At 74.8% G+C, this 24,117-nt stretch carries 21 protein-coding genes; 13 read left to right on the plus strand and 8 right to left on the minus strand.

The features are described 5' to 3' along the window. Nucleotides 1–271: 271 nt before the first annotated feature. The 5 genes from Q4D18_RS00490 (at nucleotide 272) to Q4D18_RS00510 (ending at nucleotide 3,915) form a co-directional block, all read left to right on the plus strand. Entirely contained in the window at nucleotides 272–1,081 is an 810-nt protein-coding gene (locus tag Q4D18_RS00490; RefSeq protein WP_303124844.1) for an ABC transporter ATP-binding protein, read from the plus strand. Further along, nucleotides 1,078–1,827 carry an ABC transporter permease gene (locus Q4D18_RS00495; RefSeq protein ID WP_303124737.1) on the plus strand — a complete coding sequence of 250 codons (750 nt, stop codon included), beginning with the start codon at nucleotides 1,078–1,080 and terminating at the stop codon, nucleotides 1,825–1,827. Before Q4D18_RS00490 ends, Q4D18_RS00495 begins: the two co-directional genes overlap by 4 nt. After that, a complete protein-coding gene (locus Q4D18_RS00500; RefSeq protein WP_303124739.1) occupies nucleotides 1,824–2,507 on the plus strand; it encodes an ABC transporter permease in 684 nt (227 codons plus the stop codon). Before Q4D18_RS00495 ends, Q4D18_RS00500 begins: the two co-directional genes overlap by 4 nt. An 18-nt stretch (nucleotides 2,508–2,525) precedes the next feature. Continuing rightward, nucleotides 2,526–3,536 (plus strand): ABC transporter substrate-binding protein, encoded by a 1,011-nt coding sequence (locus tag Q4D18_RS00505; protein WP_303124741.1) that lies wholly within the window; start codon nucleotides 2,526–2,528, stop codon nucleotides 3,534–3,536. Between the two features lie 124 nt (nucleotides 3,537–3,660). Further along, nucleotides 3,661–3,915: a hypothetical protein gene (locus Q4D18_RS00510; RefSeq protein ID WP_303124743.1), complete on the plus strand. Its 255-nt coding sequence runs from the start codon at nucleotides 3,661–3,663 to the stop codon at nucleotides 3,913–3,915. Nucleotides 3,916–3,919: 4 nt separating this feature from the next. Here Q4D18_RS00510 and Q4D18_RS00515 read toward each other — a convergent pair whose 3' ends face one another. Then, entirely contained in the window at nucleotides 3,920–4,783 is an 864-nt protein-coding gene (locus tag Q4D18_RS00515; protein ID WP_303124744.1) for an arylamine N-acetyltransferase, read from the minus strand. 141 nt (nucleotides 4,784–4,924) lie between these two features. Here Q4D18_RS00515 and Q4D18_RS00520 point away from each other — a divergent pair, with 141 nt between their 5' ends. Both Q4D18_RS00520 and Q4D18_RS00525 read left to right on the plus strand, forming a co-directional pair. Then, entirely contained in the window at nucleotides 4,925–5,890 is a 966-nt protein-coding gene (locus tag Q4D18_RS00520) for a zinc-binding dehydrogenase (protein ID WP_303124745.1), read from the plus strand. 443 nt (nucleotides 5,891–6,333) lie between these two features. Then, complete coding sequence (locus tag Q4D18_RS00525; RefSeq protein WP_303124746.1) at nucleotides 6,334–7,584, plus strand: Glu/Leu/Phe/Val dehydrogenase; 1,251 nt, start codon at nucleotides 6,334–6,336, stop codon at nucleotides 7,582–7,584. A gap of 83 nt (nucleotides 7,585–7,667) precedes the next feature. On the opposite strand, the gene Q4D18_RS00530 is transcribed toward Q4D18_RS00525, so the two are convergent. Both Q4D18_RS00530 and Q4D18_RS00535 read right to left on the minus strand, forming a co-directional pair. Beyond that, nucleotides 7,668–9,299: a ribonuclease J gene (locus tag Q4D18_RS00530; RefSeq protein ID WP_303124846.1), complete on the minus strand. Its 1,632-nt coding sequence runs from the start codon at nucleotides 9,297–9,299 to the stop codon at nucleotides 7,668–7,670. Nucleotides 9,300–9,562: 263 nt separating this feature from the next. Continuing rightward, nucleotides 9,563–10,579, minus strand: coding sequence for a DMT family transporter (locus tag Q4D18_RS00535; protein WP_303124747.1), 1,017 nt, complete (start codon nucleotides 10,577–10,579; stop codon nucleotides 9,563–9,565). A gap of 123 nt (nucleotides 10,580–10,702) precedes the next feature. Between Q4D18_RS00535 and Q4D18_RS00540 the strand changes: the two genes are divergently transcribed. Continuing rightward, nucleotides 10,703–11,422, plus strand: coding sequence for a type 1 glutamine amidotransferase domain-containing protein (locus tag Q4D18_RS00540; protein ID WP_303124749.1), 720 nt, complete (start codon nucleotides 10,703–10,705; stop codon nucleotides 11,420–11,422). A gap of 13 nt (nucleotides 11,423–11,435) precedes the next feature. Here Q4D18_RS00540 and Q4D18_RS00545 read toward each other — a convergent pair whose 3' ends face one another. From Q4D18_RS00545 to Q4D18_RS00555, 3 genes are all read right to left on the minus strand, one after another. Beyond that, a complete protein-coding gene (locus tag Q4D18_RS00545; RefSeq protein WP_303124752.1) occupies nucleotides 11,436–12,266 on the minus strand; it encodes a spermidine synthase in 831 nt (276 codons plus the stop codon). Nucleotides 12,267–12,415: 149 nt separating this feature from the next. After that, nucleotides 12,416–13,837 carry an acyl-CoA desaturase gene (locus tag Q4D18_RS00550; RefSeq protein ID WP_303124754.1) on the minus strand — a complete coding sequence of 474 codons (1,422 nt, stop codon included), beginning with the start codon at nucleotides 13,835–13,837 and terminating at the stop codon, nucleotides 12,416–12,418. A 74-nt stretch (nucleotides 13,838–13,911) separates the two neighbouring features. After that, nucleotides 13,912–14,964, minus strand: a complete 1,053-nt coding sequence (locus Q4D18_RS00555; protein WP_303124756.1) for a ferredoxin reductase — start codon at nucleotides 14,962–14,964, stop codon at nucleotides 13,912–13,914. Between the two features lie 87 nt (nucleotides 14,965–15,051). Between Q4D18_RS00555 and Q4D18_RS00560 the strand changes: the two genes are divergently transcribed. Then, nucleotides 15,052–16,248 (plus strand): CdaR family transcriptional regulator, encoded by a 1,197-nt coding sequence (locus tag Q4D18_RS00560; protein ID WP_303124758.1) that lies wholly within the window; start codon nucleotides 15,052–15,054, stop codon nucleotides 16,246–16,248. A gap of 49 nt (nucleotides 16,249–16,297) precedes the next feature. Here Q4D18_RS00560 and Q4D18_RS00565 read toward each other — a convergent pair whose 3' ends face one another. Together Q4D18_RS00565 and Q4D18_RS00570 are read right to left on the minus strand one after the other, a co-directional pair. Next, the gene (locus tag Q4D18_RS00565) at nucleotides 16,298–20,041 is read right to left on the minus strand and encodes an AAA domain-containing protein (RefSeq protein ID WP_303124760.1); all 3,744 of its coding nucleotides are present in this window, start codon (nucleotides 20,039–20,041) and stop codon (nucleotides 16,298–16,300) included. A gap of 44 nt (nucleotides 20,042–20,085) precedes the next feature. Then, nucleotides 20,086–21,243 (minus strand): polysaccharide deacetylase family protein, encoded by a 1,158-nt coding sequence (locus Q4D18_RS00570; protein ID WP_303124848.1) that lies wholly within the window; start codon nucleotides 21,241–21,243, stop codon nucleotides 20,086–20,088. On the opposite strand from Q4D18_RS00570, the gene Q4D18_RS00575 reads away from it, so the two are divergent. The 4 genes from Q4D18_RS00575 to Q4D18_RS00590 all read left to right on the plus strand — a co-directional run bounded on the left by Q4D18_RS00575 (nucleotide 21,242) and on the right by Q4D18_RS00590 (nucleotide 24,092). Continuing rightward, entirely contained in the window at nucleotides 21,242–21,904 is a 663-nt protein-coding gene (locus Q4D18_RS00575) for an excalibur calcium-binding domain-containing protein (RefSeq protein ID WP_303124762.1), read from the plus strand. The two genes, Q4D18_RS00570 and Q4D18_RS00575, sit on opposite strands and share 2 nt — an antisense overlap. 31 nt (nucleotides 21,905–21,935) lie before the next feature. Then, nucleotides 21,936–22,754 carry a class F sortase gene (locus Q4D18_RS00580; protein WP_303124763.1) on the plus strand — a complete coding sequence of 273 codons (819 nt, stop codon included), beginning with the start codon at nucleotides 21,936–21,938 and terminating at the stop codon, nucleotides 22,752–22,754. A 155-nt stretch (nucleotides 22,755–22,909) separates the two neighbouring features. After that, entirely contained in the window at nucleotides 22,910–23,128 is a 219-nt protein-coding gene (locus Q4D18_RS00585) for a hypothetical protein (RefSeq protein ID WP_303124765.1), read from the plus strand. A 22-nt stretch (nucleotides 23,129–23,150) separates the two neighbouring features. Then, complete coding sequence (locus Q4D18_RS00590; RefSeq protein ID WP_303124767.1) at nucleotides 23,151–24,092, plus strand: hypothetical protein; 942 nt, start codon at nucleotides 23,151–23,153, stop codon at nucleotides 24,090–24,092. Nucleotides 24,093–24,117: the final 25 nt, after the last annotated feature.

Raw genomic sequence — 24,117 nt, forward strand, 5'->3', positions numbered from 1 at the left:
GGCTACGGGGACTGGTGCGGACCGGCGTCGGCCACCCTCGTGGGCGTGGGCGCCCCCGCACGCGCCACCGCAGCCGCCGCGGCGGAGCACCTGCGCACCACCGAGGCCGGAGCCGCTGACCTCCCGCGCCGACGACCCCTCGACGCGTGATCCGGCACACCCCTATCCTGGCTGACCAGGCGTCGGAGCGCGGCCCGGGACCCTCCGTGCGCCCGCGTCTGCTCCCGCGACGCCCCGCCCGATGCTCCCCGACCCCCTGGAGTACCCCCGCATGATCCGGTTCGAGCACGTGGGCAAGACGTTCCCGGGCGGCACCCGCGCCGTCGAGGACTTCAGCCTCGAGGTCCCGTCCCACACCACCACCGTCCTCCTCGGCTCCTCCGGCTGCGGCAAGACCACGCTCATGCAGATGGTCAACCGCATGGTGGACCCCACCTCCGGCCGCGTCCTGATCGACGACGAGGACGTCGCCGCCCTGGACCCCGTGAAGCTGCGCCGCCGCATCGGCTACGTCATGCAGAACGCCGGGCTGCTGCCGCACCGCACCGTGCTGGACAACGTCCTCACCGTGCCGCGCCTGACCGGCCGCGCGTCCGCCGCGGACCGCGCCCGCGCGCAGGAGCTGCTCGAGCTCGTGGGCCTGTCCCCGGCCCTGGCGAAGCGCTACCCCGCGCAGCTCTCCGGCGGTCAGCGCCAGCGCGTGGGGGTGGCCCGCGCCCTGGCCCCCGACCCGGACGTGCTCCTGATGGACGAGCCGTTCAGCGCCGTCGACCCGGTGGTGCGCGCCGAGCTGCAGGCGGAGATGCGCCGGATCCAGCGCGAGCTCGCCAAGACCGTCCTGTTCGTCACCCACGACGTGGACGAGGCCGTCCTGCTCGGCGACGAGGTCCTCGTGCTCCGGGAGAGCGCGCGGATCGCGCAGCAGGGGCCGGGGGAGGAGATCCTCCTGCACCCCGCGTCGGACTTCGTGCGCTCCTTCGTGGGCGGGGACCGCCGCCGCCTCCACGTGGAGGACCGGGCCGGCACCCCCACCGTGGTGGACGCCGCCGGGCGCGTGGCCGGGACGCTGGAGACCCGATGACCTGGATCTCCACCAACCTCGACTACATCCTCGCCCTCACGCGCCAGCACACCCTGATCGCGGCCCCCGCCGTGCTGCTGAGCCTGCTGATCTCCGTCCCGGTCGCCCGCCTGGCCAACGCCACCGGCTGGGGCCGGAAGCTGATCGTGGGCGGCTCCTCCCTGCTCTACGCCATCCCGTCCCTGGCGGTGTTCGTGATCCTGCCCGGCCTGATCGGCACGAGGATCCTGGACCCGCTCAACGTGGTCATCGCGCTCACCCTCTACGGCGCGGCCCTGCTGGTGCGCAGCGCCTCCGAGGCGTTCGACGCCGTCGACGACGAGCTCCTCACCGCCGCCACCGCCCAGGGCCACAGCCCGTGGCAGCGGTTCTGGCGCGTGGAGCTGCCCCTGGCCGGCGAGTCCATCCTGGCCGGCACCCGCGTGGTCTCCGCCTCCACCATCTCGCTGGTGTCCGTGGGCGCGCTGATCGGCGTGCAGTCCCTCGGCACCCTCTTCACGGAGGGCTACTCCCGCAGCTTCCTCACCGAGATCGCCGCCGGGATCGTGGGCACGGTGCTGCTCGCGGTGGTGTTCGACGCGATCCTGCAGGTCCTCGCCGCCCTGCTGATGCCGTGGACCCGCCGCCAGGCCGGCTCGCGCCGGGGCCGGCGCTCGGCCGTACCCGGCCCGGACGGCACCGCCCCCGCCGACGACGTCGTCCCCACCCCGGATCCGGCCGTCACCACCGCGGGAGGCACCCGATGATCGCCTCCCTGGTCGCGTGGTTCTCCGACCCGGCCCACTGGTCCGGGCCCGGCGGCGTGCCCGCCCGCGTGCTCGAGCACCTCGGCTACTCCGCCCTGGCGCTCGTCATCGCGGTGCTGATCGCCGTGCCCGTGGGCGTGTGGATCGGGCACACCGGGAAGGGGCGGCGCGTCGTCGTCGGCCTCTCCAGCGCACTGCGCGCCCTGCCCACCCTCGGCCTGCTCACGTTCCTGGCGATCGTCCTGCAGATCGGGCTGCGGCAGGCCGTGGTCCCCACCGTGATCGTGCTGGTGGTCCTGGCGATCCCGCCGCTGCTGGCCGGCACCTATGCCGGGCTGCAGGCCGTGCCGCGCGAGGTGGTCCACGCCGCCCGCGCCAACGGCCACTCCACCGGCCAGCTGGTCGGTCAGGTGGAGCTGCCGCTGGCCATGCCCATGGTGGTCGGCGGGCTGCGCTCGGCCACGCTGCAGGTGCTCGCCACCACGTCCGTGGCCGCGTACCTGGGACTCGGCGGCCTCGGCCGGTACCTGTTCGACGCGCTCGCGGTGCAGGACTACACCACCATGCTCGTGGGCGCCCTCCTGATCGCCGTCCTGGCCCTGGCCGTGGACGGTCTCCTCCTCCTGCTCCAACGACTCCTCACCCCCACCGGCCTGCGCGCGATCCGCGCCCGGGCCTGACCCCGAAAGGACACCGTCATGGCGCCCTCCCCGTCCCGCCCCGGCTCCCTCCCCACCCGCCTCTCCGACGCCGTCGCCCCGCGCCGTCGGGCCGTGCTCGGCATGTTCGCCGCTGCGCCCCTGCTGGCCGCGTGCGGCGGCGGCGACCCGCTCTCCTCCACCTCCTCGAGCCCGGCCGCGGGCGGCGCCGCGTCCTCCGGCGAGGCCGGCGGCGTGGTCCGCGTGGGCTCGGCCAACTTCGCCGAGTCCGAGATCCTCGGCGAGCTCTACGCCCAGATCCTGGAGGCCCAGGGCCTGCAGGTGGAGCGCAAGATGCAGATCGGCGCCCGCGAGGTGTACATCGCCGCGCTGCAGGACGGCTCGGTGGACGTGGTCCCCGAGTACACCGGCAACCTGCTGGGCTACTTCGACAAGGAGGCCACGGCGAAGTCCTCGGGGGAGGTGGCCTCCGCCCTCGAGGGCGCGCTGCCCGAGGGCCTGACCGCCCTCACCCCCGCCGAGGCGGAGAACAAGGACTCCTACAACGTCACCGCCGGGTTCTCGAAGGACAACGGCATCACCTCGCTCGAGGACCTCGCCGGGTACGCGGGCACGCTGCGGATCGGCGGCCTGCCGGAGCTGGCCCAGCGCGAGTACGGCGCCGGCCTGTCCGGGCTCACCGAGGTCTACGGGGTGCCGCAGGACAAGATGGCGTTCACCCCCATCAGCGACGGCGGCGGCCCCCTCACGGTGCGCGCCCTCACCGACGGGGACGTGGACGTGGCCAACATCTTCTCCACGACGCCGGCCATCCAGGAGAACGGGTTCGTCACCCTCGAGGACCCCAAGGGCATGATCACGGCGCAGAACGTGGTGCCCCTGATGTCCACGGGGAAGGCCACGGACCGGGTGCGCACGGCCCTGGACGCCGTCCAGAAGAAGCTCACCACGGACGACCTGCTGGCCATGAACGCCGCCACCATGGGCGAGGAGAAGAAGCAGCCCCGCCAGGTGGCCGCCGACTGGCTGCGCGAGAAGGGCCTCGTCTGAGCCGGGGCCTCCGGCGGGGCGTCGTCCGCGTCCGAGGGGCGTCGGCGGGACCTGCCGCCGACGCCCCGGTTGTGCCAGCGTGGGACGTCTCCGCGGCGTGAGCCGCATGACGAAGGAGGACGGCATGACCGGACCCATCCGTCTGGACATCGCCCCGGGCCGCGCCGACGCGGACCGGGAGGGGCCCTGCCTCACCCTGCGCAAGACCGGCTTCCCGGACGACGACGCCGCCGTCCGCTGGGCGCGCAGCCTCACCCCGCTCGGCGCGCACCGCCCGCACGGCCTGGCCCTGCGGTGCCGGATCCGTCAGGCCCGGCCGACGCTCACCCCGGCCGCCGTGGCGCACCTGCAGCGGCTCGCCGACGACGCCGAGGGCTGAGGCCTCAGCGGGCGGGCCGGGAGGAGAGCCGCTCCTCGAGGGCGGCCGCGGCGTCGTCGTCGACGGCCACGCCGAGCTCCCGCACCGCCGCCACCGCCGACGCGGGGGAGAGGGGCTCGCGCTCCGTGGCGCGGCCCGGCCGGCGCACGGTCCGGTGCGCGCCCGTGACGGTCACGTGCCCCTCCGGCGTGAACCGGGACGCCACCAGGCCGTGGAGGAACGGCCCGGCCCCCGGGTCCGTGGAGACCACGGTGGCGGCGGCGCGCAGGTCCCGGGGGAGGGCCGGCAGCTCGTCGGTCAGGTGGAGCAGCTCGTCCCCGCGCAGCAGGGCCCAGGCCGCGGCCGGACCCTTCCCCCGGCGCTCCACGCGGTACGGGCCCAGCGGCTCGGGGCGTTCGGCGCCGTCGACCAGTTCGATCGGCCCCGTGACGCTCAGCCCGAACCCGGGGTCCATCAGCAGGCGGCGTCCGTCCAGGGGCACCTCGAGGACGGCGTGGGTGCGGCCGCTCCACGGCGTCTTCACGCGGGCCAGACGCCGCACCACCGTGAACCCGAGGGCCTCGAGCCCGGCGGCCATGAGCTGCACGTGCTCATAGCAGAGCCCGCCGCGGTCCTCCTCGAGCATGCGCCGGGACACGGTCGCGGGGTCGATCCCGGGGTGGCGGCGCAGCAGCACGTCCACGTTGGAGAACGGGAACGCGTGCACGTGCGCGGCGTGGACCGCCTCGAGCGTGGCCCGGTCCGTCCGGGCGTCCGGGCGGACGCCGAGGCGACGCAGGTAGGCACGGGCGTCGACGTCGTCCGCGGCCCAGTCCGGGCCGGTGAGGTCGCGGGGTGCGGGGGCGTGGGGCCCAGCGGTGTGCTCCATGGCCCCATTCTGCCCGGATGCCGGCCATGGGACCGTCACCCCTGGCCGAGGTAGTTCAAACCTGCAAGAGTAGGGGGCAGAAAGGCGGACGAGGCGCGTGTCGCCCCGACCGCACGTCCCCCACGAAGGAGTGATCGACCCATGAAGGCATGGCAGTTCACCGGCACCAACCAGCCCCTGGAGCTCAACGAGGTCCCCGAGCCCACCCCGGGTCCCGGCGAGGTCGTCGTGGACGTCAAGGCCGCGGGCGTCTGCCACTCGGACGTCACCGCGCTGGACGACCCGGGCTGGATGGGCCTGTTCCAGAACGGCCTCCCGCGCACCATGGGCCATGAGAACGCCGGCGTGATCTCCGCCGTCGGCGAGGGCATGGACCACTGGAAGGTCGGCGACCGCGTGGGCCTGGCCCCCGTCATGGCCGACGGCGACGCCCTCGGGTATGGCAAGTGGGACGGCGGCTTCGCCCCCAAGCTCAAGGCCACGGACGACAACCTGGTCCGCCTCCCGGACGAGGTCCCCTTCGACTTCGGCGCCATGGCCACCGACGCCGGCCTCACCGCGTACGGTGCGATCGTCTCCACCGGCGGCCTGAAGCCCGGCATGAGGGTCGGCGTGATCGGCTTGGGCGGCCTCGGCTACCTGGGTGCCCGCATCGCGGTGCTCAAGGGCGCCGAGGTGTACGCCGCCGAGGTCAACCCGAAGACCCGTGAGCTCGCCGACGAGATCGGCCTGGCCGGCGTCGCCGAGTCCATCACCGAGTTCAAGGACAAGGGCCTCGAGCTGATCGTGGACTACGCCGGCTTCGGCACCACCACCGCGGAGGCCCTCGAGACCCTCGTGGAGAAGGGCACCGTGGTGCAGGTGGGCATGGGCAAGCTCGAGTCCACCATCAACACCTACCCGCTGATCGTGAACCAGCTGACCCTCAAGGGCTCCAAGTCCGGCACCACCGAGGACCTTGCGGGCATCTACGAGCTCATGAAGGACGGCTCCCTGAAGGCTCCGATCAACCACATCACCCACGCGGAGATCCCCGAGGCGATCGACAAGCTGCGCGAGGGCGGCGTGATCGGCCGCTTCATCGCCATGTACGACGACGCCGAGTGATCCCTTGTGGTCCGCCGCGCGCGGCGGACCATACGGCGTCTCGCCGCATCCACGACGACGGTGACGTCCCCGAGCGGGGGCGTCACCGTCGTCCTGCCTCCGGGTGTGCCACCTGACGGCAGGTCACCCTCAGGAGGCGGAACGCCTCCAGGGTGGCGTGGACGATCTGATCTGACCGCGACGTCCCTTAGGCAGGACGTCCACCCGGCGGTGGCATGCCAGCGGTTCGTCTCCGGTCCGTCGTCGCCGCGGCCTCCGCCCTGGTCAGCGGGGGGTGCGGGGTCTAGCGTCGTCGCCTGGCACACAGCGTCGTGGCCTCCCCTTTCGTGGCTCGGCGCGCCCTCGACCGGGCCGACCGTCGTGGATCCCGCACCCCGGGCCCCCACGGGACGCGCCCCGGTGAGCAGACCCGCTCGATCCGTCCACGAAGGAAGACAGCCTCGATGAGCACCGCATCGTCCCCGCTGGCCAACGCCCTGGCCCAGCTCGAGAGGGCCGTTGAGACCCTCGGCTACGACGAGGGCACCCACCAGCTCCTGGCCAACCCGCGCCGCGAACTCTCCGTGAGCATCCCGCTGCGGCGTGACTCCGGCGAGGTGGAGGTGTTCCACGGCTACCGCGTGCAGCACAACTTCTCCCGCGGCCCCGCCAAGGGCGGCGTGCGCTTCGCCCCGTCGGTGGACCTGGACGAGGTGCGCGCCCTGGCCATGTGGATGACCTGGAAGTGCGCCCTCGTGGACGTGCCCTACGGCGGCGCCAAGGGCGGCGTGGCCATCGACCCGCGCAACTACTCGCAGGCCGAGCTGGAGCGCGTCACCCGCCGCTACACCACCGAGATCCTGCCGGTCATCGGCCCGGAGAAGGACATCCCGGCCCCGGACGTGGGCACGGACGAGAAGACCATGGCCTGGATGATGGACACGTACTCCGTGGCCATGGGCCACACCGTGCAGGGCGTCGTCACCGGCAAGCCCGTCTCCCTCGGTGGCTCCCTGGGCCGCGCCGAGGCCACCTCCCGCGGCGTGGTGCACATCGCGCTCGCCGCGCTCAAGCACAAGGGCATCGACCCGACGGCCGCCACCGCGTCCGTGCAGGGCTTCGGCAAGGTCGGCGCCGGCACCGTGGAGTTCCTCGCCGACGCCGGCGTCAAGGTCCTGGCCGTGTCCGACCAGTACGGCGCCGTCCGGCGCTCCGAGGGCGTCGACTACGCCGTCCTCGCCGCCCACGTGGCCGAGACCGGCTCCGTGGTCGGCTGCCCCGGCACCGAGGCCATGGACCCCGCCGACCTGCTCACCATGGACGTCGACGTCCTGGTCCCCGCCGCCGTCGAGGGCGTCCTCACCAAGGACAACGCGCCCGACGTCAAGGCGACGATCGTGGTCGAGGGCGCCAACGGCCCCACCACCGGCGAGGCCGACGCGATCCTCAACGAGAAGGGCGTGCTCGTCGCCCCGGACATCCTGGCCAACGCCGGCGGCGTGATCGTGTCCTACTTCGAGTGGGCCCAGGCCAACCAGGCCTACCGCTGGACGCTCCAGGAGGTCAACGACCGCCTCGCCGAGCGCATGCGCACTGCCTGGGACGGCGTCCTGGCCACCAGCCAGAAGCACGGCGTGTCCCTGCGCGAGGCGGCCACCGTCACCGCGGTGAAGCGCGTCAAGGAGGCGCACGAGATCCGCGGGCTCTACCCGTGATCCGACGGCGGCCCCGGCGCTGACGACGACGCCCCCGCACCTTCCATCCGGAAGGGCGGGGGCGTCGTCGTGGGGGCCGGGGATCAGGCGTCCACGACCACCACGGTCACGAGCGGGGCCCGGCGGTAGGCCCGGTCGAGGTGGCGGTGCACGGCGTCGCCGATGACCTTCTCGAGCTTCTCGATGTCGTCGATGTCCTGGACCTTCGAGCCGGCCAGCGCGGCCTTGACCTTCTCCGCGGCGCCCTTGAAGACCGTGGCGTCCTGGATGAAGCCCTTGGTCATGAACTCGAGCGGCTCGGCCAGCTGGTTGGTGTCCGGGTCCACGATGGCGACCACGGTGACCAGGCCGCCCTCCTGCATCGAGCGGCGCTCCTCGAGGGTGCCCTCGGTGACCTTGCCGACCGTGTCCCCGTCCACGTAGACGAGCCCGGCCTCGACCTTGCCGGCCACGGACATCTCGCCGTCCACCAGGTCGACGACGTCGCCGTCCTTGACGATGATCACGCGGTCCTCCGGCACGCCGGTCTTCCGGGCCAGCTCGGCGTTGGCGTGCAGGTGCGCGGCCTCGCCGTGCACGGGCATCACGTGGGTGGGCTGCACGATGTTGTAGCAGTACACCAGCTCGCCCGCGGAGGCGTGGCCGGAGACGTGCACCTTGGCGTTGCCCTTGTGCACCACCTTCACGCCCATGTCCGTGAACTTGTTGATGATCCCGGTGATGGAGGTCTCGTTGCCGGGCACCACGGAGGAGGCCAGCAGGACCGTGTCACCGCGGTTGAGCTTGATCTGGTGCGTCTTGTTGGCCATGCGGCCCAGCGCGGCCATCGGCTCGCCCTGGGAGCCGGTGGAGATCAGGGCGATCTTGTCGTCCGGCATGTCCTGCAGCTTCTTGAAGTCCACCACGAGGCCCTGGGGGATCTTCAGGTAGCCGAGGTCCCCGGCGATGCCCATGTTCCGCACCATGGAGCGGCCCACGAAGGCGACCTTGCGGCCGGAGGCCTGGGCGGCGTCGAGCACCTGCTGGATGCGGTGCACGTGGGAGGCGAAGGAGGACACGATGATCCGCTTCGGCGCCGTGCGGAACACGTGGTCGATGGCGGGGGTCAGGTCCCGCTCGGACACGGTGAAGCCCGGGACCTCCGCGTTGGTGGAGTCCGTGAGGAACAGGTCCACGCCCTCCTCGCCCAGGCGGGCGAAGTGGCGCAGGTCCGTGATGCGGTCGTCCAGGGGGAACTGGTCCATCTTGAAGTCGCCGGTGTGCAGCACGAGGCCGGCGTCTGTGCGGATGGCCACGGCCAGCGCGTCCGGGATGGAGTGGTTCACGGCCACGAACTCGAGCTCGAACGGACCGAAGTGGCGCTTGTCCTCGGCGACCACCAGGTGGGTCCTCGGGGCGATCTTGTGCTCCTTGAGCTTGGCCTCGATGAAGGCCAGCGTCAGCTCCGAGCCGATCAGGGGGATGTCCGGCCGCTCCTTGAGCAGGTACGGGACGCCGCCGATGTGGTCCTCGTGGCCGTGCGTGAGCACGATGCCCACGATGTCCTTGAGGCGGTCCCGGATGGAGGTGAAGTCCGGCAGGATCACGTCGATGCCGGGCTGGTGGTCCTCGGGGAACAGCACGCCGCAGTCGACCACCAGGAGCTTGCCCTGGTGCTCGAATACGGTCATGTTGCGGCCGATCTCGCCGAGGCCGCCGAGCGGGGTGACGCGCAGGCCGCCCTTGGCCAGGGGGCCCGGGGCGGTGGTGCCGCGGGGCTTGCGGCCGGAGCCGGAGCCGCCGCGGCGACGGGTGGAGGAGTTGCGGGAGGAACGGGTCAAGTCAGCATGCTTTCGTCGGTCGGACAGGGAGGGGCACGGACTCGGTCTCGAGGCGTGCGGGGACCCGCCCCGGACACGCGGCCGTCGAGGGCGCGGGCGGGGAACGGGTGAAGTCTTGGTCTAGACTACGGGGTTTTCGCCGCGCGCGCGGTCCTGGCTCAGCGCAGGCCGCCGCGGCGACGCCGGCGCAGCCCGGCGGGGAGCCCCGGGGTGGAGGCGACCACCATCGCCACGAGGGCCCCCAGGGTGCCGAGGACCGTCAGCCAGGTGACGTGCGAGCCGGGGGCGGGCGCGACGACGTCGAGCAGCAGCGAGCCCATCAGTTGGCCCCCCACCATCCCCAGGGTGGTGAGGAACGCCCCCACGCGCGGGACCAGGAACGCGGCCAGCGCGATGAACACGCAGCCCAGCGGCCCGCCGATGTACATCCACCACGTGGTCGGTAGCGGCGCCAGGCCCCCGGAGGCGCCCGCGACGACCCCGGCGACCGCCGCCAGCAGGGCCGTGCCGGCCACGAAGTTCAGGAGCGTGGCCGGGATCGGGTTGCCGTAGTGCGCGGTCTGCTGCCCGTTCAGCACCTGCTGCCCGCTGGTGGCCATGCCGGCCAGCAGCGGCACGAGGGCGAGCAGCAGCCACGCGCCGGGGCTGCCCGCGCTCCGCAGGCTCGGCCACACCACGGTCACGACGGCGGCGAACGCCAGGAGGGCGCCGAGGAGGCGCCGCGGGCTGATGCGCTGCACGCCCGCCGGGGTCCAGCCGAGCCGGTCCAGCGTCATGCCGCCGAGCATCTGCCCCGTCACGACCGCCACGGTGAACACGGCCACCCCGATCACGGGGATGGTGAGCGCCTGGCTGAACACGAACACCGCGCCGATCATGCCGGCGAGCATCTGCCACCAGCGCACGTGCCCGTCCCGCACGGCCGCGGGGATCCGCGCCACCGAGCGCCGCCCGGCCGGCAGCAGCAGCCACACCAGCAGCATGAGCGCCAGGCCCGAGCTGAAGGACACGAGCGCCGCCTGCACGGGCGATCCCAGCTCCAGGCGGAGCGCCGAGTTCACCCGCCCCTGCAGGGGCATCGCGACGCCGGCCGTCAGCGCCAGGCCGACCAGCACGGCCGTGGCCGCGGCGGACCGGGGACGGGCGGGCGGGGGCGGGGCGGAGGCGGGGGTCACCTGAGCCAGTATGCCGGGAACGCCGCGCGGCCGCGGCTGGCCGAGCCCCCGGCGCGTCGGGGACACTGGCGGGCAAGGGGCGGTGGACGCCGTCCGACCCCACGTGCCTCAGGAGGCCCTCTCATGACCCGTGTCCTGTTCGTCGTCAGCGCCGCCGACGGGTGGACGCTCAAGAACGGCACCGTGCACCCCACCGGATTCTGGGCCGAGGAGCTCGTGGTGCCGCACCAGGTCTTCACCGAGGCCGGGTGGCAGGTGGACGTGGCCACTCCGCGCGGCAAGGCGCCCACCGTGGACCGCCTCAGCCTGGGCGTGATGGGCGGGTCCCCGGCCACGCGGGAGCAGCTGAAGGCCGCCCTCGAGCGCCTGCGCCCGTGGCTGGAGCGCCCGCTGGTGCTCGCCGACGTGGACCAGTCCCGCTACGACCTGGTGTTCTACCCCGGCGGTCACGGCCCCATGGAGGACCTCGCGCACGACCCGGCCTCCGGTGCGATCATCGCCCAGCGCCTGTTGGACGAGACCCCGCTGGCGATGCTGTGCCACGCCCCCGCGGCCGTGTTCGCCGCCAAGCGCCACGACGGGACGATCGTCCCCGAGGGCCGCCGCATGACCGCGTTCTCCGACGTCGAGGAGAAGCTGAACCTGTTCGCCCGCAAGGCCAAGTGGACCGTGGAGGCGCAGCTCAAGCACGGCGGCGTGCAGTACGAGAAGGCCCGCTTCCCGATGCAGCCCCACGTGGTGGTGGACGGCGCCCTCTACACGGGGCAGAACCCGCAGTCCTCGGCCCCGCTCGCCGAGCGCCTCGTGCAGGACCTCAGCGCCGCGGCCGGCGTCGCCCGCTGACCGTCCTCGGAGCTCAGCGCCGCCCGATCCGCGCCACGAGCGTGGCGGTGGCGTGCTCGTCGAGGACGAGGCCCGGGTGCGGTCCGGCGGCCGCCAGCGCGGTCCGATCCATGGCCGCCAGACCCGGGCCGGCGGCGAGCACCGCGTTGCCCAGCTCGAGCCGCTCCAGCACGGAGGCCGGCCCGAGCGTCCACGGCCCCGGCACGCCCGCCTCGGCGCAGGCCGCCTCCAGGGCTGTGAGCTGCGTGCCGAGGTGGGCGAGGCCGTCGTCGTCGCCGACGTTCACGCACAGCGCCCCGCCCGGGGCCAGCAGCGCGAGCAGCTCGGCGTGGAAGGGCGCCCCGGTCAGGTGCGCCACGGCGCCGGCGTCCGTATCGATGTCCAGCACGACGGCGTCCCACGCCCCCGCGCCCGACTCTCCCTCGAGCGGGTCCAGCAGGTCGTCGACGGCGGCGCGTGCGTCCGCGACCACGACCGCCACGTCCGCGCCCGCGGGCAGGGGCAGCTCGGCCAGGACCAGGCCCATCAGCTCGCGGTCCAGGTCCACGACCGTCTGCGCCGAGCCCGGCCGGGTGGCCGTGACGTACCGCGGCAGGGTCAGCGCGCCCCCGCCCAGGTGCAGCACCCGCAGGGGGGCGCCGACCGGGGCGAGGGCGTCCAGGATGTTCGCGATCCGCCGCAGGTACTCGTAGCGGACCTCCTCCGGGCGGTCGAGGTCCACGTGGGACTGCACCTGCCCGCCCACCTCGAGGACGTGGCCGTCCCCGTGGGGGTCGGGCAGGATCCGCGCGTCGGTCCCGGAGGCGGCCAGGTGGACGGTGCGCGGGGCGGGGGAGCGGGTCATGGGGCCAGTATCCCGCGGGACGCGTGCGGCCGTGCCGCGGCGCTCCTGCTCCCTCCCCGGGGGGGGATGGATCCACTGCACTTCTGACCCTTCTCAGCGCCCGAAGGCCGCTCAGAGGGGTCGGAAGTGCAGTGGATTCGTCCTTGAGGTCACGGCAGGGCCAGGCGGCAGACCTTCCGCCACGCCGAGCCGACCTGGGTCAGCAGGGGCCCGGTGTTGTAGGGCAGCCCGTAGCGGCGGCACACGTCCCGCACCTGGGGGGCCACCTCGGCGTACCGGTTGGACGGCAGGTCCGGGAACAGGTGGTGCTCGATCTGGTGGGAGAGGTTGCCGGTCATGAAGTGCATGAACGGGGAGCCGGAGATGTTCGCCGAGCCCATCATCTGCCGCACGTACCAGTGCCCGCGGGTCTCGCCGGCGGCCATCTCCTCGGAGAAGGTCTCCACGCCGTCCGGGAAGTGGCCGCAGAAGATCACCGAGTGCGCCCAGATGTTGCGGACGAAGTTCGCGGTGGTGGTGCCGGCCCACGCCGCCACGCCCGAGCCGGTCAGCGCCTGCGCCACGAGCGGGGTGGCCACGGTGTCCTTGGCCAGCTGGCGGGCGGCCTTGACGCCCACGGAGCGCAGGTCGCGCCACAGGGCGGCCTTCGGCTTCTCGCCGGACTGCACCTGCGCCAGCTCGAGGTCGTAGATCGCGATGCCCCACTCGAAGAACGGCGCCAGGATCCCGTTGATCACCGGGTTGAGGAGGTGGCGCGGCTTCCACGGCTCGGAGGGGTCCATGCGCAGGACGTTGTAGCCGAGGTCATGGTCCTTGCCGGAGACGTTGGTCCAGCGGTGGTGCGCGTCGTTGTGGGTGTTCTGCCACGCGCTGGAGGGGGTCACGAAGTCCCACTCCCACGTGGTGGAGTGGATGTCCGGGTCGCGCATCCAGTCCCACTGCCCGTGCAGGACGTTGTGGCCGATCTCCATGTTCTCGATGATCTTGCCCACCGTGAGCATGGTGGTCCCGGCCAGCCACGCGGCGGGGTTCTTGGCGTTCAGCAGGCACACGCGCCCGCCGACCTCGAGTCCGCGCTGCAGGCGGATGACGCGGCGGATGTAGGCCGCGTCCCTCGCCCCGCGGGTGGCCAGGACGGACTCCTGGATCGCGTCCAGCTCGCGCCCGATCTCCGCGATGTCCTCGTCGGTCAGGTGCGCCGTGAGCGGGTGGCGGGCCACGGGGCCGCCGGCGGCGGCCAGGGCGTCGCTGCGGCGGGCGCTGCCGGTGGGGGCGGGCGACGACGGCGCGGCGGCCTGGGCGGTCTCCGCGCCCTCGGTCCGGGGCTCGGCGGCGCGGTCCGCACCGGAGGCGGTGCCGGCGTCGTCCGCGGCGGCCCCACCGGCGGCCGGGGCGTCGTCGAGGGGGGCCCAGCTGGTGGTGTCGGCGACGTCGTCCGTGAGGACGTGGCGCAGCGGGCTGCGGACCGCGGTGCCCGGCAGCGTGGGCGTGGCCGAGGCGGCGGTGCCGATGGTCATCCGCAGGGGACGGGCCTCGGCGGGCAGGTGTGGGCGGTCGAGGGTGTGCGTCACGGTGACTCCTTCGTCGTGGGGTGGTCGGAGATCGGGGGCGGCGCCGCGCGGCGTGGGGCCGGCGCGCCGCGGGTCTACAGGTCCAGGGACACGGGGCCGGCGGCGGCGGACACGCACGTCTGGACGAGGTCGCCGGGCTCGCCGTGCACCTCACCCGTGCGCAGGTCGGTGACCTGGCCCGAGCGCAGCGGGGTCAGGCACGCGTGGCAGATGCCCATGCGGCACCCGTAGGGGGCGGCCACCCCGGCGTCCTCGGCCACGTCCAGCAGGGGTGCGTCGCCCGGGCCGGCGGCCTCGACGTCGGAGCGCTCGAACGTCACGAGCCCGCCCGCGCCGGCCTCGCCGCCCACCAGGTCCACGCTGAACCGCTCCAGCAGCAGCTCCTCGGGGGCGTGCTCGGCCCACAGTGCCTCGGCGGCGTCGAGGAACTCCGTGGGGCCGCACGCGTAGGCGGTGCGCTCGCGCCAGTCGGGGACGAGCGCGTCCAGCGCGCCCGGGCCGCTGAGGTCCAGGCGGCCGTCCTGCGAGGTCAGCCGGTGGTGCACGGTGAGCCCGGGGAACTGGTCGGCGAGCTCCGCGAGCTCCTCGCGGAACGGGATGTCCTCGAGGGTGCGGGCCGAGTGCACGAGCACCACGTCCGCGTCCTGCCGGCGGGGCACCAGGGTGCGGATCATGGACATCACCGGCGTCAGGCCGGAGCCGGCGGTGAGCATCAGCAGGGGGCGCGGGTGGCCCGGGAGGACGAAGTCGCCCTCCGGCGGGGCCAGGAACAGGACGTCGCCCGGCCGGGTCCGGCGCACGAGCGTGCCGGAGACCAGGCCCACGTCCCGGACGGTGATCTCGGGCTGCTGGCCCTCGGCGGCGGAGAGCGAGTAGGAGCGCCAGCGGCGCACGCCGTCCACGTCCACGCCGATGCGGGCCCACTGGCCGGCCTCGTGGGCGTGCCAGCCGGGGCCGGGGCGGAAGCGGACGGTGACGGTGCCGGCCGCGGGGTGCTCGACCTCGGTCACCACGCCGCGCAGCTGGCGGGAGGAGTGGACGGGGTCGAACAGCGCCATCACGTCCTGCGGGGTGAGCGGGTGCAGGAGCGTGGACGCGAGACGGGACAGCAGGGGGGATGCGGCCATGAGTCAGAGCGTATGCACCGGGCGCGTCAGGATTCTTCGCCCCCCGCGTACGATGATGCCCGAGAGTTCATCGTCAGGAGATGAAGAATGCCCCGATCCGGCGCCTCCGCCCCGCCCTGGCAGTCCCTGCCCCCGGACCTGGCCGACGCGCTCGCGCCCGTGGTCCCGGGGGTCGTGGACCGCATCATCGCCACCGTGCCGGACCAGATCCCCGCGTACGCCGCCGCCCGGGACGGCGGCTACGGCAAGAAGATCGCCTTCGGCGTCCGGACGGCCTTCGAGCAGCTGCTCAGCCTGCCCGGCACCGCGCGGCGCACCCTCAACCCGGAGACCCGCGACCTCATGGCCTCCCTCGGCGCCGGCGAGTTCCGGGAGGGGCGCACCATGGACCACCTGCTGGGCGCCTACCGCCTCGCGGCCCGGATCGCCTTCCGCGAGCTCTCCGAGGAGTGCGCGCGGCAGGGGATGGCGATGAGCGTCGTCGTGGACCTGGGGGAGTCCATCTGGGCGTACATCGACGAGCTCTCCTCCGTCAGCGCGCAGGCCTATGCCGCCGAGCAGTCCGCGCGGGCGGGCGTGCTCGAGCGGCACCGCGCCGAGCTGGCCGCCGCGCTCGTGCACGGCACGGCGGGCCCGGCGGAGATCGAGCGGCTCGCCCGCGTGGCGGACTGGCCCGTGCCCGAGCGGCTGACGGTGGTGGTGCTGCCCGCGGAGGTGGACCCCGCCGTGCGTGCGGTGCTCGTCCGCCGCGGCCTGGTGCTCGAGCGCGGCGGGGAGACCGTCCTGGTGGCGCCCCCGCCCACCTCGTCGGCCGTGCGGCGCCGGATGCTCGACGCCCTGGACGGCACGGGGGCCGTGGTGGGCCCCACCGTGATCGTCCCCCGCGTGCCTGCGTCCCATCGGGTGGCACGGGCGCTCGCCGCCCAGCGCCCGGGGCTGCCGGGCGTGGCCGAGGGCGCGGCGATCCTCGCCGAGGAGCACCTGGGCGCCGTGGTGCTCGGCGCCGCTCCGGACGTGCTGCGCCAGCTCTCCGACCGGGTGCTGGCGCCCCTCGACGGCCTCACGGACGGCAAGAGGCAGACCATGGAGGCCACCCTCGCCTCCTGGCTGCGCCACTGGGGCCAGCGCGCCCCCATGGCCCGGGAGCTCAGCGTCCATCCGCAGACCGTGGGCTACCGGGTGGGCCGGTTGCGCGAGCTGTTCGGGGACGTGCTCGAGGACCCCGACGCGCGGTTCGACCTCGAGCTGGCCCTGCGCGGGCGGGCGGCCACGGCCGCCCCCTGACGCGCCGCCGCCGGCACCCGTGGGGACCGGCGGGCCGGCCGCACGCCGCTCAGCCCTCCGCGGCGAGGGCCTCCTCCACCGCGTCCAGCACGCGCGCCACCTCGGCGTCCGCGTCCGCGAACCAGTCGGTGCTCCAGATGCGGTGGAAGCGCCAGCCGCGGGCCTCGAGCATGCTCTGGCGCAGGCGGTCCCGTTCCCGGGCCGTGTGCCCGGAGTGGTACGAGGCGCCGTCGGCCTCCACGGCCAGGATGTGCCGCCCCGGCCTCTCCGGGTGCCGCACGGCGAAGTCGATCCGGTAGCCGCCCACGCCCACCTGCGGATCCAGGGCCAGGCCGGCGCCCTCGAGGCGGCGCTGCACGTCCAGCTCGAACGGGTTCAGCGCGATCCCGCGGCTGGGTCCGGAGGCCAGGTCCGTGCCGCCGGAGGCCATGAACCGCAGGAAGTGGTGCATCAGGCGGAACCCGGCGGAGGGGTGGCCGTCCGCGGGGACGTCGTCCGGGCCGAAGCTGGAGACCAGGGTCATGCGCCGGCGGGCGCGGCTGATGGCCACGTTCAGGCGCCGCTCCCCGCCGTCCTGCAGGAGCGGACCCCAGAGGTAGCGCAGCCGCCCGTCCTCGCCGCGCCCGTAGCCGACGCTGAGGATGATCGCGTCCCGCTCGTCGCCCTGCACGCGCTCGATCGCCTTGACGAACCACGGCTCGTCCCGGCGCGCGGTCAGGGCCCGCTCGAACGCGGGGTCCTCCGCCATGGCCTCCACCAGGGCCCGTTCGATCCGGGCCTCGTGCTTCACGCCGAACGCGATGATCCCCAGGCTCTCCCCGGGGTGGCGGCGCACGTGCTCGCGGGCCTGCTCGACGACGGCGGCCACCTCCGCCTCGGGGCTGTTCGCCCCGCCGTCGATCCCGCGGCTGGGGGCGACCTCCACGTGACGCACGGCCTCGGCGGCGTCCACCGCGGGGAAGGTGGTCAGGCTGCGGTGGTAGACGTGCTCGTTGGACACCGCGATCAGCCGCTCGTCCCGGGAGCGGTAGTGCCACTGGAGGCTGCGGCCCTGCCCGGCCAGGAGCCGGTCCATGGCGGCCAGGATGCTCTCCGCGTCCCGGGTGAGGGAGCCGGCGGGGGCCTCGTCCGCGCGTCGCCGGGCCCCGCCGCGGCCGGCGGAGGCCAGGGCGGCGTCCTCGTCCTCGGACTCCTCCTCCATGACCTTGGCGAAGAACTCGGTGGGCGGCAGCTGGCGGCTGTCCCCGGCCACCACGGCCTGGCCGGCGCGCAGCAGCGCGGGGATCGCGTCCGCGGGGCGCACCTGGCTGGCCTCGTCGAAGATCACGACGTCGAAGCACCGCCGCAGCGGCAGCAGCCGGGAGACCTGCAGGGGGCTCATGGCCCACACGGGCGTGGCGGCGAGCATCACGTGGGGGGCGTCCTGGAGGAGGCGTCGCACGGGGCGGACGCCGCGGCGGCGCGTGACCTCGGTGATCAGGCGCGTGTACTCGGCGCCGTGCTCGTCCACCGCCCGGTCCAGGTGCCCGGACAGGCGGGCGCGCACGCGGTCCGCGTTGCCCGCCAGGTGCGCCGCGTCCAGCGCGCGGAACGCCTCCCCGGCCCGGTCCAGGTCCGCGCCGCGCAGGCCGGCCAGCCCGGGGCTGGTCAGCTCCGCCTCCTCGAGCAGGGAGCGCAGCACCACCCAGCGCAGCTGCAGGCCGGGCGGGGCCGTGAGCGGCTCGCCCGCCTGGAGCCGGGAGACGAGCAGCCGCACGAACGGGTCCAGCCCGTCCTCGGCCAGGGCGCGGCGGGCGTCCGCGGCGCGCACGAGCGCGCTGGTGCGGGCGCCGTCGGTCAGGGACGCCAGGCGGTCCCGCAGCTCCGCGAACCCGAGCGCGGACAGGTCCACCCCCTGCACCCAGGGGGAGAGCTCGGCCAGGAGGGCCTCGGCCTCCTCGAGCACGGCCCGGGCCTCGGCGCGCCCGGGGGCGGGCGCGGGCGCGGTGTCCGCGCGCCAGTAGCGGCGCAGCCCGTGGGCCCGGCGCAGGAGCGCGGGGCGCTCCTCCTCGGGCACGTCCGCCATCAGGTCCCGGACGCGACGTCGCAGCCCGCGGCGCCGCCAGAAGCCCACGTCCTCCCCGCCGCCCAGGGCCTCGGCGATCTCGTCCACCTCGGGGGACAGGACCAGGCCGGGGGCGCGCTCGGCCAGGAGCGCGGCGTCCTCGTGCAGGGACAGCACCCACCGGGCCTGCTCGACCGTCTCCGGGGCGGGGTACCCGGCGGCGCGCGCCAGCGCTGGGAGTAGGTGGTCCAGGGAGACCAGGCGCTGCTGCACGTCCAGGACGAGCCCGCGCCGGCGTCGGGCGTCCTCCCGGGAGGCGACGGCCTCGGGCCGCCAGCCGGGGGCGGTGTGCCACGCGGGGCCGAGGGCGCCGAGGTCGTGCAGCTCGTCCAGGGCGTCCGCGTGGCGGGCGAGCGTGTCCGGGGTCCAGTCCGCGAACGTCTCGGCGGGCAGCCGGAAGCCGGAGCGGGCGGCCTCGGGGATCCCGGCCTGGGCCGTGCGCAGCTCCGCCACGGACACGCCCCAGCCGTGCACGGGCTCCGTCAGGGCGTCCTTGTGGGCCACGAGGCGGTCCCGGGTGGCGGTCAGTCGCCGGCGGACCCCGTCCGTGTCCGGCTGCTCCTCGTCCGGCTCGCGCTCGAGCGCCTCCTTGAGCTGGCGGGCCACCGCCCGCCGGGAGCCCTCCGCGGCGAAGAGGTCCAGCAGGGCGTGGGAGAGCCCCACGTGCTCCAGCCGGTCCAGGACGGCGGTGATGGCGGCGCGCTTCTGCGCCACGAACAGCACCGTGCGGCCCTCGGCGGCCAGCGCCGCGATCATGTTGGCGATGGTCTGGGACTTGCCCGTCCCGGGCGGGCCCTGCACCACGAGGTTCCGCCCGGCCAGGGCGGCGTTGACCACGTACGACTGGCTCGCGTCCGCGTCCAGCACCAGGTGCTCCGAGTCCACCGGGCGGTAGTCCGGCGAGGCGGGGGAGAGGTCCGCGTCCCGGGCCGCGGAGCGGGTCTGCTCCACGGCCTCCGGGTCCCCCGCGAGGGCGCGGGCGAGCGGCGAGGCGGCGAGGGCCTCGAGGTCCGTCACGTCCGCCACCATGGCCTGCTTCTGGTAGGAGAAGGCGGCCAGCACGGCCCGGTCCTCGACGGCGAAGCCCGCCACGTCCGCGCACAGGGCGTCCAGGCGGGCCAGCGCCACGCGCAGGCCCTGCTCGGGGCCGAGGTCCTCGAGGGGCTCGAGGAGGTCCTCCTCCGCGATCTCCGTGCCGGCGCGGGCGAGCACGTGCAGCAGGACGCCGTTGACCTGGACGTCGTCCGTGAGCGCCAGGGTCCAGCCGTCCCCGGGTCCGCGGGTGCGCTCCACGCGCAGGGGGCGCAGCAGGACGGGTGCGTGCGCGGCGGGGGCGTCCCCGTCCGTGTCCCAGCGGGCGAAGCCCACCGCCAGGTGGGCCACGGGCACGCCGTACTCCTCCACGGCCTCGCGCTGGCGGCGGTGCAGCCGCCCGCACGCGCGGTGGGCCGCGGCCTGGGCCTCCGCGCCGGGGACCAGGCGGCTCAGGCGCACGTCCTCCCCGGCGAGCAGGCTCCGCAGCGCGGCGGGGTCCGCCTCGGTGAGGTCCACGGTGGCGGCGGTGGGCCGGAAGTGGAGCAGCCGGTTGGTGCCGCCGACGTCGATCAGGGCGTCCTGCCACTCCTCGGCGGCGCGGCGCAGCAGCGCCTCCTGCTCGGAGGGGTCCCGATCGCGCGCACGACTGTCCATGGGGTGCACCCTACGGACGCGGCGGACGCATTAAGCGCCGCAGGTCAGCCGTCCAGGAGGTCGCTCACCGTGACCAGCGTGTAGCCCTCCGCCTCGAGCCGGTCCACGAGCGCGCCGACGGCCCCGGAGGTGGACGGGTAGATGTCGTGCATCAGCACCACGTCCCCCGCGGAGACCTCCACGTCCGTCACCGCCGCGGCGCTGCGGCTCTGCCAGTCCTCGGTGTCCGCGGTCCAGGTCAGCGCGGTGCCCACCGTCTCCTCGATGGCCGCGTCCACGCCGGCGTCGTGGAAGCCCCACGGGGGTCGGGCGACCGTGGGTCGCTCGCCCGTGGCCGCCTCCACCGCGTCCTGCGCGGCCTCCAGCTCGGCCACGGCCTCCGCCCGGTCCAGCGTGGTCAGGTCCGGGTGCGTGTGCGTGTGGTTGCCGATCTCGTGCCCCTCGGCGGCCATGCGCCGCAGCAGCTCCGGCTCCTGCTCGGCCAGCCGTCCGATCACGAAGAACGTGGCCGGCACGTCCCGCGCGGCGAGGGCGTCGAGCACCTCCACGGTGGTCGGACGCACGGGCCCGTCGTCGAAGGTCAGGGCCACGCACGCGGCGGCGGAGCAGTCGGTGGCGCCCGCCCCGACCGTGGCCCGCGGGGTCCGGGCGGCGGAGGACGACGACGGCGCGTCCGCCTCCGGGACCTCGCTCGCCGTCGGCGCGGGGCTGGTCGGGGCTGACGTGCTCGCGGCGGGCGCCGTCGAGGCGGCGGCCGAGGAGGCCGCGGCGGAGGTGCTCGGCGTCGTGGCGGACGGGGTGGCGGCCGGGGAGGCGGAGGACGCCGGTGCCGGGGAGGTCGGGGCGGGAGCGGGTGCGTCCGTCCCGCACCCGGACAGGGCGAGTGCGGCCGAGGCGAGCAGGGCGGCTGCGGCGCGGTGGGCGGTGGCGGTGATGGCGGGCTCCCTTCCGGGCTCCGGCCGGTCCGGGGCCCGCTGTCCAGTCTGGGGGCCGCGCGGCGGCGGACCGGGGCGGGGCGGCCGAGGGAGGTCCGCCGGACCCGCTGCCAGGCTGCTGGCGTGGGCGGATGCCGACCCTGTCAGGGGGCTGTCAAGGGTGGACGCGTGTGCTGAGATACTGGTAGTACTGAGAGCACCGTGTGCGCTGGATCGCGTGCACACGTGCGTCACGCCACACCCCGCTCTCGACCCTGAGGACTCCATGAAGAAGACCGCCACCGGCCTCACCCTGGCCGCCGCCCTGTCCCTGACCGCCTTCTCCGCCGCCCCGGCGTCCGCCCTGGACCGCAACGGCAACTTCAAGAACTGCGACGAGGTGTACGCGTCTGGCATCTCCCATATCGGTCCGGAGCACCCGCAGTACGACTCCGGTCTCGACAACAGCGATGACGACCTGATCGGCTGCGAGAACCCGGAGAACGCGGGCTACTACAACACGACGAAGTGGGCCCCCTCGGCCCCCTCCGTCGATGTCGACTCGGACCTGCCGGATCACGTCACCCAGCCGGACTCGATCGACAACCAGTACACGTACCCGGACTGCAAGGACGTCTTCGCTGCTGGCCTGGCGAACCTCCCGAAGTCCTCGGAGTACTACCACATCGACCTCGACGCGGATCTCGACGGCATCGGCTGCGAGGTCAACGGCGACGACGCCGACGTTCCTGCCGCCATCGTCGCCAAGTACACCGAGACCGAGGCGGAGTCGGAGGAGTCCGAGGACGAGCCGCAGGTCACCGTCGTCCCCGAGGGCACCCCGGACACCGGCGCCGAGGGCACCCCGCTGGCCCCGTTCGCGGCGGGCGCGCTGGCCCTGGCCGCCGTAGCCGGCACCGGCGTGGCGATGCGCCGTCGTCAGGCCTGATCCAGGCCCGCAGCGGAGGTACCGTCTCCGGATGAGCCTCACCGCACCGCTCCGCCGCGGACGCCTCGCCGCGTCCGCGGCGGCGCTGTGCCTGCTCGTGGCCGGCTGCGGCGGGCCGGAGGCGAGCCCGGCCGCCGCCCCGGCCCCGCAGGCCGCTCCCAGCACGACGCCAGCTCCTCCTCCCGGCACGACGGCGCCCCCCGCCACGCCCCCCGCCTCGCCCTCCTCCGCACCGCCGGCCCCCTCGTCCTCCCTCGCCCCGTCGTCGACGGTGTCCGCTGAGGACTGGTCCCGCGAGGATCAGGTCGAGGAGTACTTCGGCGCGGACGGTGCGGCGTCCGCGACCCCCTCGGCCGAGCCCGCCGAGGCGGCCCCCGCCCCCGAGCCCGAGGTCATGCCGGAGTCCGCCCCGGTCCGGGTGCGGGTCGAGAGGATCGGCGTCGACTCGACGCTCCTGGAGCTCGGGCTGCACGAGGACGGCACGGTGGAGGTCCCGCCCACGGGCGCGGGCTCCCCGGCCGGCTGGTACCGCAACTCCCCGACGCCCGGCGAGCGGGGGCCGGCCGTCCTGCTGGGGCACGTCGGGAACGCGGCCGGGCGGCTCGGCGTGTTCGGGCGACTGGCGGAGCTGGAGCCGGGGGACGTCGTCGAGGTGGACCGGGAGGACGGCACCACGGCGGTGTTCGAGGTGGACCGCAGCGTGTCCTACGAGCGGGAGGACTTCCCTGCGGACGAGGTCTACGGGAACACGGACGACGCCCAGCTGCGCCTCATCACGTGCGACGCCTACAGCGCCTGGACCGGCCGGTGGGAGGCGAACCACGTGGTCTACGCCACGCTGGCCGGCTGAGCCGTCCTGCCGGGGCGGATGCCCTGACCTGCGCGGATGCCGTCGGCGCTCCCGGGACGCACCGCTCTCCCCGCGGCGGCGCCGGCCGGGTTAGGCTTCCGCTCTGCACCCCGCGGATCAGCCCGGGGGCCTAGACCCCCGAGGACGACACCACCATGCCGCAGAACCACGACCTGGACGGCCAGCTGGCCGACGCCGAGACCTACCTCATCCACGTGCTCACCGAGGCCGTGCCGCCGCAGGACCCCACGAACTTCGAGATCACCGCCGCCGCCCAGGACTTCTTCGAGCAGCACGGCACCTACGACGTCCGCGCCGCCGGGGCCGAGGCGGCCGAGGAGCTCCTCGCCCGTCACCGCCGCGTCCTCCGCTGACCGGCCGCACACCGTGACCCCCGTGGCGCCCCCGATCTCCGCCGAGCCCTCCGTGGCCGTCCTGATCTGGGGCGCCACGCACGTCCACACGCAGGACCACCGCGACGCCGTCGCCCGGCACCCGCGCGCCCGTCTCGCCGCCGAGTTCTCGGACGACGGCGGCGCCCCCGACCCCGCCGCGCAGGCGGCGGGGATCGACTGGGACGGCGTGGACGCCGTCATCCTGGACGGCCGGACCGGGCGCCATGCGGCGCAGGTGCGCGCCGTGCCCGCCGGGATCCCCGTGCTCGTGGAGAAGCCGCTGGGGGTGGACGCCGCCGCGGCCGCCGAGGTGGCCGCCGCGCTCGAGGGCCGCCCGCACTCCGTGGGCTTCTTCCAGCACCTGCTGCCGGCCACCCGCCGGTGGATCGGGGAGGTGCGCGCCGCCGTCGAGCACGGTCAGCCGCCGGAGCGGATCACCGTGGACTTCGGCCACGACGGCCGGGTGTCCGGCATGTTCACCGGCGAGCACGCGTGGATGGTGGACCCCGCCCGCGGCGGGTCCGGGAACTTCCTGGACCTCGGCCTGCACCTGGTGCACCTGGCCCGGCGCCTCGGGCTGGGGGAGCTGGAGCCCGTGGCCTGCACGCTCGAGCCCGCCGCGGACGGCCTGTCCGACGCCGGCGGGGCCGCCGTGCTGCGCGCGGGCGCCACGGAGATCCGGCTGAGCGTCACCGCGAACGAGCGGCGCACGTTCACGGCCCGCGCCGAGGGTCCGGCGGGCGCACCGACGTGGGAGGTGCGCGGCGGCACCCTCACCCGGGACGGTGCGCACGTGCTCACCGGCGGCGGCCCGGACGCGGCGATCGCCGCCACCGCGTTCCTCGACGCCGTCGCGGGCGTCGAGGGGCCGCTCACCCCCACGGACGCGCCCGAGGCGTTGGCCGTGCAGGAACTCGTGGAGGCGCTGCAGGCCCTGGCCTGACGGCCCACGACGGGCCGCGACGGCC

This window comes from Micrococcus sp. (assembly GCF_030523875.1).
GTDB lineage: Bacteria > Actinomycetota > Actinomycetes > Actinomycetales > Micrococcaceae > Micrococcus.

Coding starts and splice junctions, on each gene's coding strand:
- Q4D18_RS00490 (WP_303124844.1), top strand. CDS start 272: ATGATCCGGTTCGAGCACGTGGGCAAGACGTTCCCGGGCGGCACCCGC.
- Q4D18_RS00495 (WP_303124737.1), top strand. CDS start 1,078: ATGACCTGGATCTCCACCAACCTCGACTACATCCTCGCCCTCACGCGC.
- Q4D18_RS00500 (WP_303124739.1), top strand. CDS start 1,824: ATGATCGCCTCCCTGGTCGCGTGGTTCTCCGACCCGGCCCACTGGTCC.
- Q4D18_RS00505 (WP_303124741.1), top strand. CDS start 2,526: ATGGCGCCCTCCCCGTCCCGCCCCGGCTCCCTCCCCACCCGCCTCTCC.
- Q4D18_RS00510 (WP_303124743.1), top strand. CDS start 3,661: ATGACCGGACCCATCCGTCTGGACATCGCCCCGGGCCGCGCCGACGCG.
- Q4D18_RS00515 (WP_303124744.1), bottom strand. CDS start 4,783: ATGGAGCACACCGCTGGGCCCCACGCCCCCGCACCCCGCGACCTCACC.
- Q4D18_RS00520 (WP_303124745.1), top strand. CDS start 4,925: ATGAAGGCATGGCAGTTCACCGGCACCAACCAGCCCCTGGAGCTCAAC.
- Q4D18_RS00525 (WP_303124746.1), top strand. CDS start 6,334: ATGAGCACCGCATCGTCCCCGCTGGCCAACGCCCTGGCCCAGCTCGAG.
- Q4D18_RS00540 (WP_303124749.1), top strand. CDS start 10,703: ATGACCCGTGTCCTGTTCGTCGTCAGCGCCGCCGACGGGTGGACGCTC.
- Q4D18_RS00545 (WP_303124752.1), bottom strand. CDS start 12,266: ATGACCCGCTCCCCCGCCCCGCGCACCGTCCACCTGGCCGCCTCCGGG.
- Q4D18_RS00555 (WP_303124756.1), bottom strand. CDS start 14,964: ATGGCCGCATCCCCCCTGCTGTCCCGTCTCGCGTCCACGCTCCTGCAC.
- Q4D18_RS00560 (WP_303124758.1), top strand. CDS start 15,052: ATGCCCCGATCCGGCGCCTCCGCCCCGCCCTGGCAGTCCCTGCCCCCG.
- Q4D18_RS00565 (WP_303124760.1), bottom strand. CDS start 20,041: ATGGACAGTCGTGCGCGCGATCGGGACCCCTCCGAGCAGGAGGCGCTG.
- Q4D18_RS00575 (WP_303124762.1), top strand. CDS start 21,242: ATGAAGAAGACCGCCACCGGCCTCACCCTGGCCGCCGCCCTGTCCCTG.
- Q4D18_RS00570 (WP_303124848.1), bottom strand. CDS start 21,243: ATGGAGTCCTCAGGGTCGAGAGCGGGGTGTGGCGTGACGCACGTGTGC.
- Q4D18_RS00580 (WP_303124763.1), top strand. CDS start 21,936: ATGAGCCTCACCGCACCGCTCCGCCGCGGACGCCTCGCCGCGTCCGCG.
- Q4D18_RS00585 (WP_303124765.1), top strand. CDS start 22,910: ATGCCGCAGAACCACGACCTGGACGGCCAGCTGGCCGACGCCGAGACC.